The 18,385-nt window shown below is 30.2% G+C and carries 17 protein-coding genes; all 17 read left to right on the top strand.

The annotated features are described in order from the left end of the window. Positions 1-2,462 (top strand): DUF6531 domain-containing protein (locus H8S00_RS13640; protein ID WP_207721434.1); only part of this gene is annotated, 2,462 nt, incomplete at its 5' end. After that, positions 2,429-5,809: an RHS repeat domain-containing protein gene (locus H8S00_RS13635; RefSeq protein ID WP_186840745.1), complete on the top strand. Its 3,381-nt coding sequence runs from the start codon at positions 2,429-2,431 to the stop codon at positions 5,807-5,809. The genes H8S00_RS13640 and H8S00_RS13635, both read left to right, overlap by 34 nt. Before the next feature lie 229 nt (positions 5,810-6,038). Further along, positions 6,039-6,452, top strand: coding sequence for a hypothetical protein (locus H8S00_RS13630; protein WP_021952003.1), 414 nt, complete (start codon positions 6,039-6,041; stop codon positions 6,450-6,452). Between the two features lie 776 nt (positions 6,453-7,228). Beyond that, a complete protein-coding gene (locus H8S00_RS14000; protein WP_279220131.1) occupies positions 7,229-7,360 on the top strand; it encodes a hypothetical protein in 132 nt (43 codons plus the stop codon). Between the two features lie 282 nt (positions 7,361-7,642). Beyond that, positions 7,643-9,856, top strand: coding sequence for an RHS repeat-associated core domain-containing protein (locus H8S00_RS13625; RefSeq protein WP_186840744.1), 2,214 nt, complete (start codon positions 7,643-7,645; stop codon positions 9,854-9,856). A 20-nt stretch (positions 9,857-9,876) separates the two neighbouring features. Further along, entirely contained in the window at positions 9,877-10,461 is a 585-nt protein-coding gene (locus H8S00_RS13620; RefSeq protein ID WP_118589963.1) for a hypothetical protein, read from the top strand. A 275-nt stretch (positions 10,462-10,736) separates the two neighbouring features. Beyond that, positions 10,737-11,456 (top strand): hypothetical protein, encoded by a 720-nt coding sequence (locus H8S00_RS13615; RefSeq protein ID WP_021952927.1) that lies wholly within the window; start codon positions 10,737-10,739, stop codon positions 11,454-11,456. Positions 11,457-11,587: 131 nt separating this feature from the next. Next, positions 11,588-12,361: a hypothetical protein gene (locus H8S00_RS13610; RefSeq protein ID WP_021952928.1), complete on the top strand. Its 774-nt coding sequence runs from the start codon at positions 11,588-11,590 to the stop codon at positions 12,359-12,361. Positions 12,362-12,958: 597 nt separating this feature from the next. Then, positions 12,959-13,327, top strand: coding sequence for a hypothetical protein (locus H8S00_RS13605; RefSeq protein WP_021952929.1), 369 nt, complete (start codon positions 12,959-12,961; stop codon positions 13,325-13,327). Then, positions 13,324-13,578 (top strand): hypothetical protein, encoded by a 255-nt coding sequence (locus H8S00_RS13600; RefSeq protein WP_021952930.1) that lies wholly within the window; start codon positions 13,324-13,326, stop codon positions 13,576-13,578. The genes H8S00_RS13605 and H8S00_RS13600 overlap by 4 nt, the downstream gene beginning before the upstream one ends. Positions 13,579-13,605: 27 nt before the next feature. Beyond that, positions 13,606-13,905 (top strand): hypothetical protein, encoded by a 300-nt coding sequence (locus H8S00_RS13595; RefSeq protein WP_021952931.1) that lies wholly within the window; start codon positions 13,606-13,608, stop codon positions 13,903-13,905. Between the two features lie 869 nt (positions 13,906-14,774). Then, positions 14,775-15,137, top strand: coding sequence for a hypothetical protein (locus tag H8S00_RS13590; protein ID WP_147365674.1), 363 nt, complete (start codon positions 14,775-14,777; stop codon positions 15,135-15,137). A 262-nt stretch (positions 15,138-15,399) separates the two neighbouring features. Beyond that, positions 15,400-15,549: a hypothetical protein gene (locus H8S00_RS13585; protein WP_158576885.1), complete on the top strand. Its 150-nt coding sequence runs from the start codon at positions 15,400-15,402 to the stop codon at positions 15,547-15,549. 147 nt (positions 15,550-15,696) lie between these two features. After that, positions 15,697-16,113 (top strand): hypothetical protein, encoded by a 417-nt coding sequence (locus H8S00_RS13580; protein ID WP_118589955.1) that lies wholly within the window; start codon positions 15,697-15,699, stop codon positions 16,111-16,113. A gap of 18 nt (positions 16,114-16,131) precedes the next feature. Beyond that, the gene (locus H8S00_RS13575) at positions 16,132-16,293 is read left to right on the top strand and encodes a hypothetical protein (RefSeq protein ID WP_186840743.1); all 162 of its coding nucleotides are present in this window, start codon (positions 16,132-16,134) and stop codon (positions 16,291-16,293) included. 16 nt (positions 16,294-16,309) lie between these two features. After that, entirely contained in the window at positions 16,310-17,029 is a 720-nt protein-coding gene (locus H8S00_RS13570; RefSeq protein ID WP_118589953.1) for a hypothetical protein, read from the top strand. Positions 17,030-17,094: 65 nt separating this feature from the next. Continuing rightward, positions 17,095-17,808, top strand: coding sequence for a hypothetical protein (locus H8S00_RS13565; RefSeq protein WP_021952937.1), 714 nt, complete (start codon positions 17,095-17,097; stop codon positions 17,806-17,808). The last annotated feature ends 577 nt before the right edge of the window (positions 17,809-18,385 follow it).

Below are 18,385 nucleotides of genomic sequence, written 5' to 3'. Positions count from 1 at the left end.
TAACGATAACACCATCTACGTCTGCTTCTTCATATAGTAATAAATTGCCTAAGATAACATGGAATGTTACTGAAAAGAATCTTTTGTCAATTCAGGTAAAGGTTAATAATGGAAACTATGCGGCATTAGCAGATAGCAATACAGGCAATGCTACAATTGGTGATTTAGAATCAGAAAAGGTTAATACAATAGCTGTAAGAGCAACAGATAGAGCAGGAAATGTAAGCAGTGAAAAGAAGTTTACATATTATTATGATGATGACGCTCCTGAAATAGATATGAAGGTGATTCCGGATACGGATGAAGATAAATATGATAACAGTCCCGATATGCCACAATTAGAATATAGCATTAACGATGGAACATTAAAGGATTATAGACTCACCGTTAATGGCAAGAGTCAGACGTTATTGGAAAATAAAGGAACAGTAACAATAGAGAATATTGAAGAAGGGGGAAATTCCATTGCAATATCAGCAACTGATAAAGCAGGTAATGACACAGAAGAAGAGTGCTTATATTATAGAGATATAACAAACCCTACAAAGGGAACTGTGAAAATAACTCCTAAAACAGGATTTTTCAATTCAAGCAGTGATTTGCCAGTGATTAAATGGAGTGATTTTGAAGATGACAATTTATCAGAAATTCAGGTTAAAATTGATGATGGAAAATATCAGACATTAGGTTACGAGGCAAATGGTGAGGCGAGACTACAAGAAAAAGATTTTAATAATGATGGCAAGTATAATATAAAAGTACGTGCTATTGATAAAGCAGGAAATGTGTCTGACGATGTTTCATATAATTACTATTATGAAAAAACAGAACAGGCATTGGAGGATTATGCTCCAACTGATGTTTATGCTGTAGAGCAGATTGGTGGAAATACCGTTTTAAGATTTTCTACAAAAAGTGGTAAATTTAATGATAGTATTAAGTATCAGGTATATAGAGGAACAACTCCCCTTTTTATACCGGATGATGATACCCTGATAAAAACAGCATCATCAAAGGGAGCAATTAAGGTATCTGGAAATGAAAATACAATATATTACTATAAAATCAGAGCAATAAAAGAAAAGCAGACACAGAATAGTGCTTTTTCGGAAGAAATTAGTTCAACAACTTTATCTGCAAAGACAATTTCAGATAGATTGGGAAATAATAGTCTATACGAATATGAATCAGTTTCAACTCCAAACGGTACGGGATATGTGGAACTTTCAAAAGGAAATTTTATATATGAGCAAAATGACATTACACTTCCGGCACCACAAATACCAATTAATATCTCCAGAGTGTATAATTCGAAAGCTCAGGTAGTTTCTTCATTTGGTTATGGTTGGAGTGATGCATATGATATGTATGTATCTGAAACAGATGATAAAATCTACTATTCAGACGATACAAAATCAATATACACATTTGTGAAAGAAGGAGATACATATAAATGTGTTGAGAATTCAGAATTAAGTTTAGAGACAGACGATGATATCTTGTATAAAACCATAGAAAAGAAAGACACAAATGGAAATGTTATAAGCAATACAAACTTAGAATTAGATGTTTATTATAAAATCACAGAAAAAGAAGGTGAAGTTTATAGATTTGATGACTGTGGAAGATTGATATTAATCGAAGAAAATAATGATACGTTTGTGTATATCAGGTATAATGAGAAAAATGGAAAAATTGCGGAAGTAGTAACAAGCAGTGGTCAGAAGGCAGAGTATTCCTACAATAAGGAAGGATTTATAAGCAATATAACAGCTGCGAAAGGAACAGATAGCGAATATGGTTATCAATACAGTTACGAAAACGGTTATTTGGTGAGAGCAACTTTTGTAGGAACAAAGGGTGGAAAGATAGATTACAATTATTCATATAAAAATGGAAACGTAAGTGTTATAAGTGATGCTGAGGGAAACAATTATTGTGTTGAATACGTTGGTGACTCCATGGATAAATTTGTTTATCCAAATGGGGATAATATGGAATTCAACCGCATTGAAGATAAAGCAAATAAAAGTGTAACAATTACAGTGAAAAAGAAACAGGTGGAAACTGAGTTGTATAGTGAAAGCTATGTTTTCGATGAACAGGGAAAAATTACTGTTAAAACAGATGCATCAGGAAATAAATCGGAATATAAGTATGATGATAAAAACAATAAGACACTGCTCACCGAATCGACAGATAGGACTTCTTACTATGCACTTGAAGGGGATACTGTTGTCAAAAAAACATCAGGTAAATCTGATAAAACTGTATATGATTCCCATGGAAATGTAACAGAGCAGGTGGATGTAGATGGAAGCATTACAAAATATTCATATGATTACAGTAAAGGAAGAGCTGATAGTGTAATTAATCTTCCAACAGAGATGATTGAAAAAATGCAAATGGAATTATCAGCTCTCATGAAGTGTATCAATATGATGATCAGGGAAATACGGTAAAATTAATTGATAAGGTTACCAATACAATAACAAATTATAGATATAATGCAGATGGAACGGTTGATACAAGCAATGAGATTATTGTGGAAGACGTAGAGTCAGATAATGCCGAAAAATATGGTCTTGAAACATATAGCGATGATACACAGTACAATGCTGATGGTGATGAACTGTCCGAGTCATCCTCTGAAGGAACTGTTAATGAGGAAAACATCTATACTTATGATGAAGTAGGAAATGTCATAACAGAGACAGACAAAACAAATAATATTACTACTTCTTATAAATACGATGAATTTCTCAGAGTTATAAAAACAACTGAAACAGCTCAGGTAAATGGTAAGAAAACTACAAAAAATACAGAAAATGGTTATGATAAAAATGGAAGCAAGATAAAGTCGGTTGATGAAGAGGGACGAATAACTGAATATACATATGATTCAATGAATCGTGTTATTGAGACAAAATTAATTGTAGGAAGTGATGAAAAAGTAACAAGAACGGCATACAGTTATGGAAGTGTTTCTATCAATACAGGTAAAGGCATGATGACTGTAAAGAATGCTACTGTAACTACTATTACCAATACAAGTGATGAAGTTGTAGGTAAGACATATACAGACAGTTTGGGAAGAACCGTTAGAGAATTAAACAATGGTTTGTATGTGGATTACACTTATGATAACGATGGAAGAATTTTTACTACTTATACGGGTGGAATGAATGAAACAGATGCGAATGAAATTGCAGAAGGAAAATTATCTGTCAATACTTATGATGCATATGGCAATCAAACGGACACAATTATTAATCCGGAGGTAGCAGGTGATACATTCAAAGTGGGAGAAAATTCAATTGTTACATCAAATGAATATGATGCAGCGGGAATGCTGATAAAATCGACTGATGCTAATGGAAACAGTACATGTTATGAGTATGATGAGCAGGGAAGGGTTACTAAAGTGACGACTGCTGTCGGAACAAGTAATCAATACAGCTATGATAATATAGAAAAAGATTCAAAAGGAAATATAAAATCAGTTGTTGATACGGTAACAGATGCGCTGGGAAGTGTTTCAAAAACAACAACAAACGGTACAGAACAGGTATTATCCATAAAGGATGAAACTAGTAGTGGAAGTATTGAAACAACATATGAATATGACGTTAACGGGCAGAAAATAAAGGAAGCTTATAGTGACGGTTCATATCTGACATTTACATATGATGTTTATGGAAACAATGTTAAGAAATCTGCATTTGATGCAAACGGAAATGAGATAAATTCAACAGAATATATCTATGATGGAGAAGGAAATATAATTGAGGCAATAGATAATAAAAACGGTATACCGTATAGATATACGTTTTATGAGTATGATGCTTACGGGCGCAATATATCTGTTGCGGAAATCAATGCAACAAGTAAACCATCTGACAGTGAAGTTGAAAATGCAAAGCTCAAATATGTGTATAACATAGATGATAATATAGCAAAAATATATTATCCGAATACAACAGGGGATGAACTTAAGGGAATAGCTTTTAAGTATAATAAGGATAAATGGATAACAGAAATTGATGGACTGTTATCAGGTGACGATGCGGCAGCTATAAGAAAATATGAATATTATAGTGATGGAAAAATATCTTGTATTAAGGATTTTCAAAATTTCTTAAACAAGGATTCAGATTATGTGGAACGTGATTATAGTTATGATGTATTTGACAGAGTGCTTTCAATGAAGTACTATAACAGTACCAATAAAGATTTAATTCTTGAACAGTATGATTATGAATATGATAAGAATTCGAACATCACGTATAAGCACGAAAAGTATAATTACAGCAACAATCTAAAAGATGAGGATGTGACTTATACTTATAACAAATTAAATCAGCTGGTAGAATCGGTAAAAAATAATAAACTTACATACAAAACAATAACGTCTTCATATTCATATGACAGTGTGGGAAATAGAACTTATGAAAAAATCATCAAAAAAGATACGGTAGCAACGGACAAAACTTTTGATGAGGCAACATATAATTACTATTCCTACAACAGGTTGAATCAGTTGTCTGGAAAGACAGAAATTATAACAGATGGAATAACAACGAAGACTTATACAGGTTCATACAAATATGACGCGAGAGGAAATCAGATAGAAGTAACAGACGGAAAGTCAAAGACGAACACAAAGTATACATATGATGTTGAAAATCAGTTAACGGATGTGGAAGTCACTACAGATGGAAAAAAGACCGGCGAACAGCACAACATATATAACGGTAATGGGCAACGCATATCAAAGACTGATATTGTGATTGATGGTGATAATAAGAAGTCTAATACTACATGCTATTTCTATGAGGGAAGTTTGTTGTTATATACAACAGATGATAGTGGAAAGAAAATAAGTCAGAATGTAATAGGAAATCAGGATAATATCATTGTAGGCATTAGGTATAGTGGTGGTAACCAGAATGAATATTTTTATGCTAAGGATGTTCAGGGAAGTACTACAAACATAACTGATAATACCAGTGCGTGTGTTCAATCATATGATTATACAGATTTTGGAGAGACAGCAGAACGTATAGCAACGGATTTTAAAAATGAAATTTGCTATACAGGCGGTATTTATGATGAACTCACAGGGCTGTATTATTTAAATGCACGTTATTATAATCCGGATGAAGGAGTATTCTTAAGTCAGGACACATATCGTGGAACAGAAAAAAATGCAGAGTGTTGGAATTTATATGCTTATTGTGCAAATAATCCAATTAACTATGTGGATCCAAGTGGACATATATCTATGGTTGTTACTGGTAGATATTCACCTTTGGGTGTTTTAGAGAAAAAAATAGTAAATTCTCCAGCTTATATTGGAGCGGAACTATATTTAAGAAAGAAAAAGAATTGGAAATACTCGGCAGATTTTTTGGAACATTCATTACAAGACAATCCTAGTGATTTGTATTATGGAAATAAATCTGCATTAGCAAAGAAATTAAAGAAATCACGAAAAATTAGGAATAAAGTGAAAAAGTTTAAAAAATCTAATTACTTAGCAAAAAAATATTCAATTTCATTTAAACATGGTGATATGTTTGGAGCATTCCATAATGTGGACTTATATATAGACAGATTTAAAAAAGGAAAAATAAATTGTGTTTTGAAAGATTATTATGATTTTTCATATGAAAAATATAATTCATTTATTAATATTGCAAATAATTATGAGTGGGTGTGCCAAGCATTTAAGATAAGTAATGGCTATCATATTACTGTTGAAATGAAATTCAAAGATAGAAAAAATAAAAACAAAGATTTAATATAAAAATAGAGAAGTTTTTGTGTGAGAAAGTATTGGAGTAGAACAGTCATAGGGAAGAATGAAAAAGGATAATGTATTTTTTATTATTCTCTATGACTGGGAGATATAGAAAATCAAATAATGAATTGGGTTATTTCAGCGGATTACACGTAAACGTACTATTTCGTATGTTTTTATTCTTGTAGATATGGTAAAAAATCTAATAGAGAGAAAAAATATGGAGGATGAATAAATGAAACAAAAATTGATTATTTTGATAATAATTATTTGTAGTTGCTTAAATATTATAGGATGTGCCAAAAATGAAAATTATAAATACGGTATTGGAAAAGACACTGTTGTTGTTGTGGGAGATGGAAGATTTCAAATATTAAAGGGAGTAGAAAGTTTTTCCTTATATGATTTAAAGAAGGATAAAGTTTTGTTAGATAATGTGGATGAATATTACAATGACGGTAAAAGTAGACTGTATGTATTTAATAATGAAATGTATGTAATTATACAGTACAGTGACGATTTATATTCAGAATATTCTGAACGTGAATTAAGTAAAGAAGATTACAAAATATTTAAATCAGATAGGATGGTGAAGCTTATTAGATCTGTTCCTACAAAACCTAATGAAATCGAATATAGGACAGATTAAAGGTTAAATAAAATTATTTTTGTGGACAAATATTATTGTTAAACGACAAGGTAATTACACTGCAGGAAGGAAAAAGAATACCTTGTTAACAAGGGTGCGTAGCGTCACATTTTTCGAAAATTTGTCAAGTGTTTTTGACAAAAAAATACAAGAAAGGAGTATTACGAATGCATATAACTCTGAAGGGCGATTCAGTAATGAAAAAAAATATTAGTAAAATATATTTGGGAATTATTATTATACTATATAATGTATTTTCCTATATATATGCTACCGATGGCTTGAAAATTCAATTAGCGACTAAAATTCAAAATAATAAGTATGATTATATAAAATATAATTATAATTCTATTAGTAATAAATTATATATAATATCAATAATAGGAATGATTATAACAGGAACAGTATTTTTGGCTTTTTCTACATACAAGATTTATACGTATATTAAAAGCCGTACAGAAAAAAAATATTACATATATTTACAATGTTAATGTTTTTTATTATTAGTATATTGTTTTTACACTTCTGTAGAAATTTTTTTGTGAATACCAATATGCTTATTGGAGAGGAAATGTAAATGAAAAGTCTAATCCCCCAGCTATGCTGGGGAGAATGACATTTCGATATGGTACTGTTTGGGATTTTTTATAAGAAACAGCATTTTATTATTTACAAAGCAGGTATTATGATACAGAGATAGGCAGATTTATAAATGTGGATGATGTTAGCATTACATTAACAAAGAATATTGGAGTACAACATTAAGAGGCACATATGTGGATATAGGACGCACATTATCATATGTTCAGTCAGTTAAAGAAGTTTATGCTGGAAGAAATGTGTTTACAGTGACGAGGACGGAAGCGGAAGTTGTAGCACGAATAGCTAACGCTAATAAAAAACTATAGGACCGGAAATTGATAAGAATAAAAGTGGGGTAATCGGATATCATTATCATGTTTCAAGGCAGAATAGAGGTCATGTGTGGTATCTTTTTGGATAAAAATGGAGGTAGAACAGATTGGAAAAGGTTGTTGTTGAAATGACATTTGATGCAGTGATATTATAGAAATACGGTAACAGATGCGCTGGGAAGTGTTTCAAAAACAACAACAAACGGTACAGAACAGGTATTATCCATAAAGGATGAAACTAGTAGTGGAAGTATTGAAACAACATATGAATATGACATGAACGGACAGAAAATAAAGGAAACTTATGGTGACGGTTCATACCTGACATTTACATATGATGTTTATGGAAATAATGTTAAGAAGTCTTCATTTGATGCAAACGGAAATGAGATAAATTCAACAGAATATATCTATGATGGAGAAGGAAACATAATTGAGGCAATAGATAATAAAAACGGTACACCGTATAGATATACGTTTTATGAGTATGATGCTTATGGACGCAATATATCTGTTGCGGAAATCAATGCAACAAGTAAACCATCTGACAGTGAAGTTGAAAATGCAAAGCTCAAATATGTGTATAACATAGATGATAATATAGCAAAAATATATTATCCGAATACAACAGGGGATGAACTTAAGGGAATAGCTTTTAAGTATAATAAGGATAAATGGATAACAGAAATTGATGGACTGTTATCAGGTGACGATGCGGCAGCTATAAGAAAATATGAATATTATAGTGATGGAAAAATATCTTGTATTAAGGATTTTCAAAATTTCTTAAACAAGGATTCAGATTATGTGGAACGTGATTATAGTTATGATGTATTTGACAGAGTGCTTTCAATGAAGTACTATAACAGTACCAATAAAGATTTAATTCTTGAACAGTATGATTATGAATATGATAAGAATTCGAACATCACGTATAAGCACGAAAAGTATAATTACAGCAACAATCTAAAAGATGAGGATGTGACTTATACTTATAACAAATTAAATCAGCTGGTAGAATCGGTAAAAAATAATAAACTTACATACAAAACAATAACGTCTTCATATTCATATGACAGTGTGGGAAATAGAACTTATGAAAAAATCATCAAAAAAGATACGGTAGCAACGGACAAAACTTTTGATGAGGCAACATATAATTACTATTCCTACAACAGGTTGAATCAGTTGTCTGGAAAGACAGAAATTATAACAGATGGAATAACAACGAAGACTTATACAGGTTCATACAAATATGATGCGAGAGGAAATCAGATAGAAGTAACAGACGGAAAGTCAAAGACGATCACAAAGTATACATATGATGTTGAAAATCAGCTAACGGATGTAGAAGTTACTACAGATGGGAAAAAGACTGGTGAACAGCACAACATATATAACGGTAATGGGCAACGCATATCAAAGACTGATATTGTAATTGATGGTGATAATAAGAAGTCTAATACTACATGCTATTTCTATGAGGGAAGTTTGTTGTTATATACAACAGATGATAGTGGAAAGAAAATAAGTCAGAATGTAATAGGAAACCAGGATAATATCATTGTAGGCATTAGGTATAGTGGTGGTAACCAGAATGAATATTTTTATGCTAAGGATGTTCAGGGAAGTACTACAAACATAACTGATAATACCGGTGCGTGTGTTCAATCATATGATTATACAGATTTTGGAGAGACAGCAGAACGTATAGCAACGGATTTTAAAAATGAAATTTGCTATACAGGCGGTATTTATGATGAACTCACAGGGCTGTATTATTTAAATGCACGTTATTATAATCCGGATGAAGGAGTATTCTTAAGTCAGGACACATATCGTGGAACAGAAAAAAATGCAGAGTGTTGGAATTTATATGCTTATTGTGCAAATAATCCAATTAACTATGTGGATCCGAGTGGACATACAGCCAGTTTGATACAAAGTGGGCAATACTTGCCGGCAGAAGCATGGGAGTCAATTAAAAAAATTGAAAAGGATAGTAATAGTAACAATAAGAATAATAAGAAAAAAAATAAATTAACAAAAGTGCAAAAATTATTTGTTGCTGTAATTGCAGGAGAGGCAATAGGAGAAGGCAAAAAATCATGGAAGGCTATAGCTCATATTATTATGAATAGAGTTAGAGATAAAACGCACGATTTTAAAAATTATAATACAGTTACCAAAGTTATTAAACAGCCATATCAGTTTTCAAGTTATTTCTATAAAGACAGGCAGTATTTAAAAGCAAAGAATTATTTGAAAAAGAGGAAACCTAAAAATAAAAGGTATGAGAGATTAATAAAAGCAGTTATTCCTATTTATAAGGGTAAGAAGAAGGATATAACTAAAGGGGCATTATTGTATTATAGTCCTAAATCGATGAATCCAAGGGGAAGTGAGCCATCATGGGATTTTAGTAAGTTAAAAGAAATTAAAATTAAAGGGATCGCTTCTAATAATTTTAGGTTTTATAAATATAAATAGTTAGGATTGGAGGTAAGAATGTGAAAAAAGCATTAATATGTTTTATATGTATCGTTGTTGTAATTGTAGCTGCTTATGGAGCAAAAAATATCAGTAGCAGCAAACAAGTTGAAAATGATACAACTTATGAAAAAGGTAGTGAAGATAAATTTGTAGAAGTGGAAACGTATAAAGAAAATGAGGAGGTTCTTTATAAATATACATTGCTTAATTCTGAAGGTAAAAATGTATATGAAGAAACCGGGTTATACAGAGAACCGAATGTAGAACAATTAGACAATGAGGTCGTAAGGGTTGGAGTTTCGGCAGGCTCTTCTGTTTATCAGGTTAGATATTTTGACACTATAAACAGTAAGATTTCTGAAATTTACTATACTCCATGGGATGAGTATAATAATAAATTAATTAGATTTGAAAACAAAAAGATGATAATTCAGGATATGTTTGATAAATCAAATTATTATAAGGAAGTCAAATTGGATATGCGTGACACGGCAGAACCTAATAGTGCAATAAAATCAGCTGAATTTTTAGATGATAACACTGTTAAAGTTACATATTTTTCTGAAGATGATGAAGAAATAACAAAAAAAATTAAACTGTAGAATAAGTTAAAGACTGAAAGTTTTAATATACAAATGTATTTATGAAAAAGCCGGTTGTTGTACATCGGATTTTAGAAACAACTTAATAACAAAATTGAATTGAACCAAATTGCTGCGCAATGGCCTGTCAGGGTTGTAGCGCAGTTTTTTTCGGCCTGTTATAGAAATCATTGCCATAATATCCATGCTTTTTAATGGAAACAGGATATATATACTAGTTGCAGAATATAGAAAATTGGAGTATCCTATAAATATAAATAGTGGAGGAAGCTTAAATGAAAAAAGGTGAAAAAATAATAATTTTAATTGTAGCATTAGTTTGTCTTGCAGGTTGTGGCACAGATAATGGAAAGGCTACAGAGAGTGTAGTTGAGGAGAGTAGTGTTAAGGAAAATGAGATTAATACTACAGAACAGGAAAGTGTTGTGGCTACAACGGAAATGGAAAGCAGCGTGGATGAAATGGGGACAAAATGCGAACCTATGAAGGAAAGCGATGCAAAAGATTTTTGGATAGATGGAAATACATATTTAATAAAAATGAGATATGTGATGGATGGAGAAGAAAGTTTATTTGATTCAGACGGAACAGCACAAATACACAAAGAGAGAGAATATAAGGATGGTTTAATATATAATATTATAATTAATTCCAATGATGGAAATGTTAAAAATAGAAGTATGGCTCATTTCTATGTGGAAAATGAAAAAATATATATAGTTGATGATTATGACAGTAATAATGAAAAAATTAAAGATGACTATTTGCAGCTAGTATATCAGCAAAAGGATATTGAAAACGATAATGGAAAGGGACTTTATTACAGTATAGTAAATATTGACGGCATAACGAAATTTAAATTATATACATATTTGGTTGAGACAAATTATTATAATAACATAGAATGGGGAAAGGAAAGAAATATTAATTTCTTTGAAAATGGGTATGGAGCACAGAGGGATTTGCTTCAAGTAAAATTCATAAAGAAAAATTAAAGTAACATCATGAAGGTTAAAATAACATATCATATTCGGAAGTATTCGCAATATGCAAAATGAAAGTATTTAAAGAAATACGATGTGATAAATTATATTACAATATTGAAAGATGAAAAGGATAAAAAACTATGTATCAGAGAAAAATTTTAAAGGTAAGAAAAATGGGAATTGTTTTATGTTTGGCTTTATCATTGAATATGGTAGGTTGTGCCGGAACTAAAACAAACACAGTGTCAGAAACAAGTGGAATTTCTGATGAAGTCACAACAGAAAACGGTAATGGTGTAGAAACAGTTTCGACTGGTGAGGCATCAGAAACCACTGCTGAAAAATTCAGTATTGAGGATAAAAATATATTGAAGGTTCTTGAAAATAAAAAGAAGTATTTTAATACAGAATTTAATGATTATCGTTACCTAAAGGACTACAGTTCAGGTAATTATATGGTCGATAATAATGACGGCAAATACGAATATTGTGGAAGTGGAGATGATAGTAGCTACAATTTAAGTGTGGACAACTGGTGTCAGGTGGATATGGACTCTGATGGTAACAAGGAAGTAGTTTTAGAGACAAAACATGAAATAGTATTAGTTTTCCACAGTGAAAAGGATAAAGTATATTGTTATGCATTTCGCTATAGAGGAATGAAATCGATTAAAACAGATGGAAGTTTTGCAGGTTCAAGTAGTGCAGCAAATACTTATATAGGAAAAATAAGATTTGCCAATGGAGAATGCTATTATGATGAGATGTGTGCTGATGATGAACTGGATGATGATAATCAGGTATATCACATCAATAAGAAGAATGTCAGCAAAGAGGAAGTTAAAGCATTTTTAGAAAAACAGGAGAAAAAGGAAGACGTTTTGTGGATGAAAGGTTATCCTACAGATAAGTAAACGGTGCGGGTTTTACCATAAAATGTGCTTTGCTTTGTGTGATTAAGGTAATGATAAAAATTCAGAAATATGATAACGAAGCTATAAAAGACACGTTGGAAAAAGAGCTGTTTAATAGTGATTGAAAATGGTGAAATACCAACGAACTAAAGAAGAGGAAAGGTATGTGTAAAGTGATTATGTATAACAGTAACCAATATGCAGAAATTTGTTTGAATGACGGATTATATGATAATTAATGGATTAATGCTGATGTCGTAACAATAAGTTATTTATAGTTTTTCTTTTATTGTATAGTGCAAGGTTTCGTTTATGAGACTAAGTTTTTAAAAAACAAATTTTTGGGGATTCTTCGGGAGGGGTTGGCGTTGCCAACCCCTTAAACTGCACCTTGAAAAAGACATCCCCTCAAAAAAAATGACTACCCTTTAATTATTTGAATATGTAAGTTTTTTAGAAAAATGGAATAATACATATATGCAAGAGAAAAATCATTTTCGAAAAATTTTAATAATATGTGAGAAAAGTACTGAGCAATTTTTTTCAAGGCAAGGATGATAATACATAATTTAATATGGATATTAGGAGTTATTTAATATGATAAAAAGGATAAGTAAGGTTTTCTTTATTTTTGTTACAGTGTTAGTCATTTTAGTGTTAGGATGCATACTCCTTAGAACAGAAAAATATGAGACTACTTCTATAGATTCAATTGGTAAATTCAAAGGAAATTTCTACTATGATATTACTTTATTTCCGAAGAATAAGATTGATAAATCAAAAGTAATCAAATATAAGTATAAATATATCGAAAGTTTATTGGATGATTCGCAGTACATTATTCTTACATATCAATATGATGATGATTATGATGAAGTGAAAAAAATGTTGTCGCTAATAGAAAATGAATATGGCAAGGTAACTTATAGTGATAGAAAATTTGATTTACCAGCATCCATTTTTTGATACTATTGGATTTTGAAGAGAGAAATCCTCAGGTTAAAAGTTTCAATGATGGAGAACTAAAATCTTTTTCAATGATTATAATAGATGCTCTCGGTGGAAAGTCTGGAGTAGAGACAAATGGTGAGGAAAAGAGTTTAAAAAGATTTAAAAAAATAATCTTTTTCGATGACAGTGCGGTCTTATACAGTTATAATGAAAAGGGACTGTGGACAAAGAAGTGTTGCAACAGTGGGAATCAAAGTTGCGTATGAGTGTGATAAAAATGGAGGTAGAACAGATTGGAAAAGATTGTTGTTGAGATGACATTTGATGCAGATATTATAGAAATCCCTAAAGAATTAGTACATGATTTGATAAAAATACAAGAAGAATTTGATGAATGGATACATGACAAATCAGTTAACCATAGTTATTGGATATATAAACATAACAAAAAGTATTGTCCGTGCTTTAGAGGAGATGCATTTGTAGAATATATTAATAATTTTGTATTAGAAAAAGATGCAAAAGAACGGGCAAAGGTATTGGAAGAATATATTACAGATTATGATAAATCTTTACCAAGTATTTGGTTTTAAAAATGTTAAAAGATGATATGATAATTTTTCTTACGGTATTTAATACATATGACTTATACGGATGAAATCGCACAGCAGATTGCAGAAGGAACATATAAAGGAAAAAACTAAAAAACCACTTATTGCACTTTAAAAAGGTAGGAATAGTATCATCAGTAAGTATAAACTTTATACTAAATATATTGGTACTCAATATATCAATATTTCTTTCTGTAGGAGGATTTGTTGCGGGAATACCAGGCATTTGGTCTGATAGAAGTCTTGATAATAAAATTACCATACCATTTAAATAAGTCAATTAATATATTTATTGCTTATAAATTTTAATTTGTATAAAATAGAAACCTCCTGTATACTACAAAAGACCGTAGTTTGTATAAGAGGTTTTTGTTTATAAGTAATGGAATACAAGAAAGGAGTATTACGAATGCATATAACTCTGAAGGGCGATTCAGTAATGAAAAAAAATATTAGTAAAATATATTTGGGAATTATCATTATACTATATAATGTATTTTCTTATATATATGCTACCGATGGCTTGAAAATTCAATTAGCGACTAAAATACAAAATAATAAGTATGATTATATAAAATATAATTATAATTCTATTAGTAACAAATTATATATAATATCAATTATAGGAATGATTATAACAGGAACAGTATTTTTGGTTTTTTCTACATACAAGATTTATACGTATATTAAAAGCCGTACAGACAAAAAAATATTACATATATTTATAATGTTAATGTTTCTTATTATTAGTATATTGTTTTTATACTTCTGTAGAAATTTTTTTGTGAATACCAATATGCTTATTGGAGAGGAAATGTAAATGAAAAATATTTTTGAATGAAAAAAGAAAAATGAAAGTAAAAGTTCAGACATTCTTTATTTCTTTGAGTATATTTGCGGTGGTTTTTATTTATTGTGCTATGGGACATTATGATAAAATGGGAATAAGAAGTGATGAAGATTCCGCGCAATATTATATGGGGGATGGGGAAATATATGTTCAGAACGATGCATACATAATCAATGTTAATAACGAGAACTTAAAATATCGCGTTACAGACGCCTATATCGATGTTTTAGGATATTTAGTCATTATGGAAAAGGATAAACTACATTTGATTGATGAGGAAAATCATGTATTTAGGGATTCCAAGGGGAATAAGTATGTTGCGTTGGAATATGCCTACTGGATTTCTTCGGATATCCAATGTTAAGGTAATGTGTAAATTTTAACAGGGAGATTTCATACGATGGAATAAAAATATCCAAAAAACACGAAGAATGGCAAGTGTAAAGAGAGTTATAAAGCAACAGTTTTATAAAGTCAAATAAAACATTATGAAAAAAGTAGGAGGAGTGACAAGTGGAAAAACAAATTAATTATTATACAAATAAAATAATAGATGAGTTGATAGTTAACAGTACTTGTCCTACAAATTCACTTAATAACAAAAAACTGAGTTGGAGGATATATATTTGAACAAGAAATTTAATTATTCAGTTTTAATTCCACCACTTTCAAAAGAGATAAAGGATTTGAATGAGGATGAGGCGAATGAATTTTTTAAATGGTACCAAACCGAAAGTAAAATACAGGGATGGAGGATACAAAAAATATACATATGACGAGTATGATAATTTCCAGATGAATGTATTATATAATAAAAATCAAGCTGTCGGAAACAAATAAAAAATAGGACATAAAAGAGACTAGAGATTCAGGTAGACAGGAGAGATTAGTTATTAAATTTTACAAAGGGAGAGGATTTATTTGTGAAAAAAATAATTAAACCAATCGTTGTCATTTTTACAATATTATTAGGATATATATGTGTAAATTCTGTAATTATTTATCATTATCTACATGAATATGGATACGGAATAAATGAATTACTAAAGACAGTTGCTGTTTGGATGAGGGTAAGTGATGGATTTACAGTATCTGAAAGTGATAATGCAGATTTTTTTATTGGTAGAAGTTATTCTGGTTATTATAAAAAGATGTGTGAGAAAAAAGGTTATTATGTGGAACAAATGGGAAGAGATATGATTGCTACAAATAGTCAAAAGCGGTATGAAAGTATTTATTTTAGCCCGGACATTGATGTGTGGTGCCATTGGTTCAGATTGTATGAAATATGTTCCAATGACGGAAAAATCACAATAGATGAATTTAGAAAATTAGAGTAAAAAGTGAATGTCAATAGGATGCTTAAACAGATTTATAAGTATGTAAAAAGAGGGCAATCACCGGAAGGCTCTTATAAAATATCGTCTAGATGTGGATGCGAGAGGAAATCAGATAGAGGTAACGGATTGAAGGTCATAGACGACCACAAAGTATACATTGGTGGTACAGCTATTGCATGAAAGGAAAATAAAAATTATGGTTGAATTATATGAAGATATGCATGGAGAAATAGTAGTTACCTTATTAAGAATAATGCTGGGTATATTGTTACTTATCAGTCAGAAAATAATACCAGGGAGATTTAAAGAATTTATTGTAACATCTTATTATGGAGTATTGGTATGTATGATTACAACTTATGTATCAAATCTCAAAATATCAAGTATGATAATAGGTATTGTGTTAGGACTGGTTGTTAGTGTAATGTTAACTATTTATAATAAAACAGAGGATTTTACTAATTTAATAGTAATATTCATTGCCATGTATGAAATAATGGAAGTAATAGTATATGCGTTTAACTTTGATTTTTCTTCCTTTGCTACTAATATTATGGATGTTTATGCAGATAACAGAAACATGTATTTTAAAGCTGTGGTGGCTCTCTATATAACAGTCATCAGTTATATTGTGATAAGTACCAAGGAAAAAGCAAGGAACTACTTGCAGAAAAATAAACATTTTTGGTTGGGAATATTTTTCATAGTGGGAGCTGTTTTTGCAAATACATTACATCCATTAGAAATTCCATATACAACAAAAGATTTATGGTTTATATTGTGGAATATAAATTATAGTCATGACGAATTTTGGCTACCTATACTTATTTTATTCATTGTATTAATAATCAAAATAATTATTAATATATTGAGAAAAAATACGAATGTTATAAATAAGAGTGAAAAGCCTATTTGAAATATAAAAAAGTAACTATGCTTGTCACGAATGAATATAGAAATTAATTTAGATAGGAGCATACTGTGAAGGAATTAGAAGATATAATTATTCAATATGAGTCTGTATTTTATAATATAAATATATTAGAAGTAGTTTTAGGTGTTACAATTATGATTTTGTCACCATTAAAAAAAGGTTATAGTCTGATAAATTTTATTATTGCAATTTATTTAGGAATAGGAATTGGCAGTGCCGTAGGATTTGAATTGCTATTTTCAGTTACCGGAATGTTAGTAGGAATGTGTATAGGAAGTATTGTTGCTTTATTAATAACATTCACATGCGGGAATAAGATAAATTATGCATTATTTGCGTTGGTACTAAAAACGACCATAATTGTCATTTGTAATTATTTTAGTAATGAATTACATTATTCAGTTAACAATGCAAGCCTTATGTTTGCCATTGTCATTTCTCTGATAATCTGTATTGGTGAATATTTGATTAATAGAAAAGATTCCATTAGATATTTATATAATAAGTATTTGTATGCAATATTTGGAATACTGGAAGTATCGGCAGGAATTGTATGTTGGCACAGATACGATTTGTGCAGTGTGATGAAGTTTTTAACGAATGTAGATTATTATTACTTTTTTACATATTTATGGAAAATAGATATGTCAATCGCAGGTCAGTCAGAAGACTGGTTTATTATGATAATGTTAATTTTGCCGGTTCAGGTTGTGTATATGATATATATTAGATTGAAAAAAGATAAAAAAGCTACTGTATAATATTTTATGACAAGATTGCTTGGAATAAAGAATAAAATTGAAGTAATCAATAAAAAGTATATTATGTTGATATAAACCATAGTATGGGAAATTTTGTTTGGCTTAAGAAAAAGGATTCAAAGTGGAAAATGACAGTCTGGAATACAGCATGGTCAGAACAAGGCAGTGCCAGTGGTGTGATATTTACATATTACGGATAAATTAAATGTACATAATTTGGAATGGAAGGTTTATGCAGAGATCATTTTTGAGAAAGTGTTTTTTGTGCATTAATGACAGCTTTTTGAATAAATGTACAAAAAATATATAAGTGAACAGATACAACCTGACAACACAACAAAATATATGTAATATAGTAAATGTAAGATGTAAATAAATATTATGATTCGAGTGGCGAAAGTGGATTTTATTGCTCACTATTGTAATTTTTTTACATCCGGTGTATACTATAAAAAGAATAAGAAAAACTAATAGTATACACCTCGAAATATTAAAGGAAAGAGGTGTTATATGGGAAACAAGGATATAGCAACCAAGAAGTACATGTCAGATAATGTGAGATTTGCAGATGTGTTTA

Source organism: Eubacterium segne, assembly GCF_014287775.1.
Lineage (GTDB): Bacteria > Bacillota > Clostridia > Lachnospirales > Lachnospiraceae > Eubacterium_G > Eubacterium_G segne.
The sequence above is the reverse complement of the archived record's forward strand: the minus strand, read 5'-3'. Positions and strand labels throughout refer to the sequence as shown.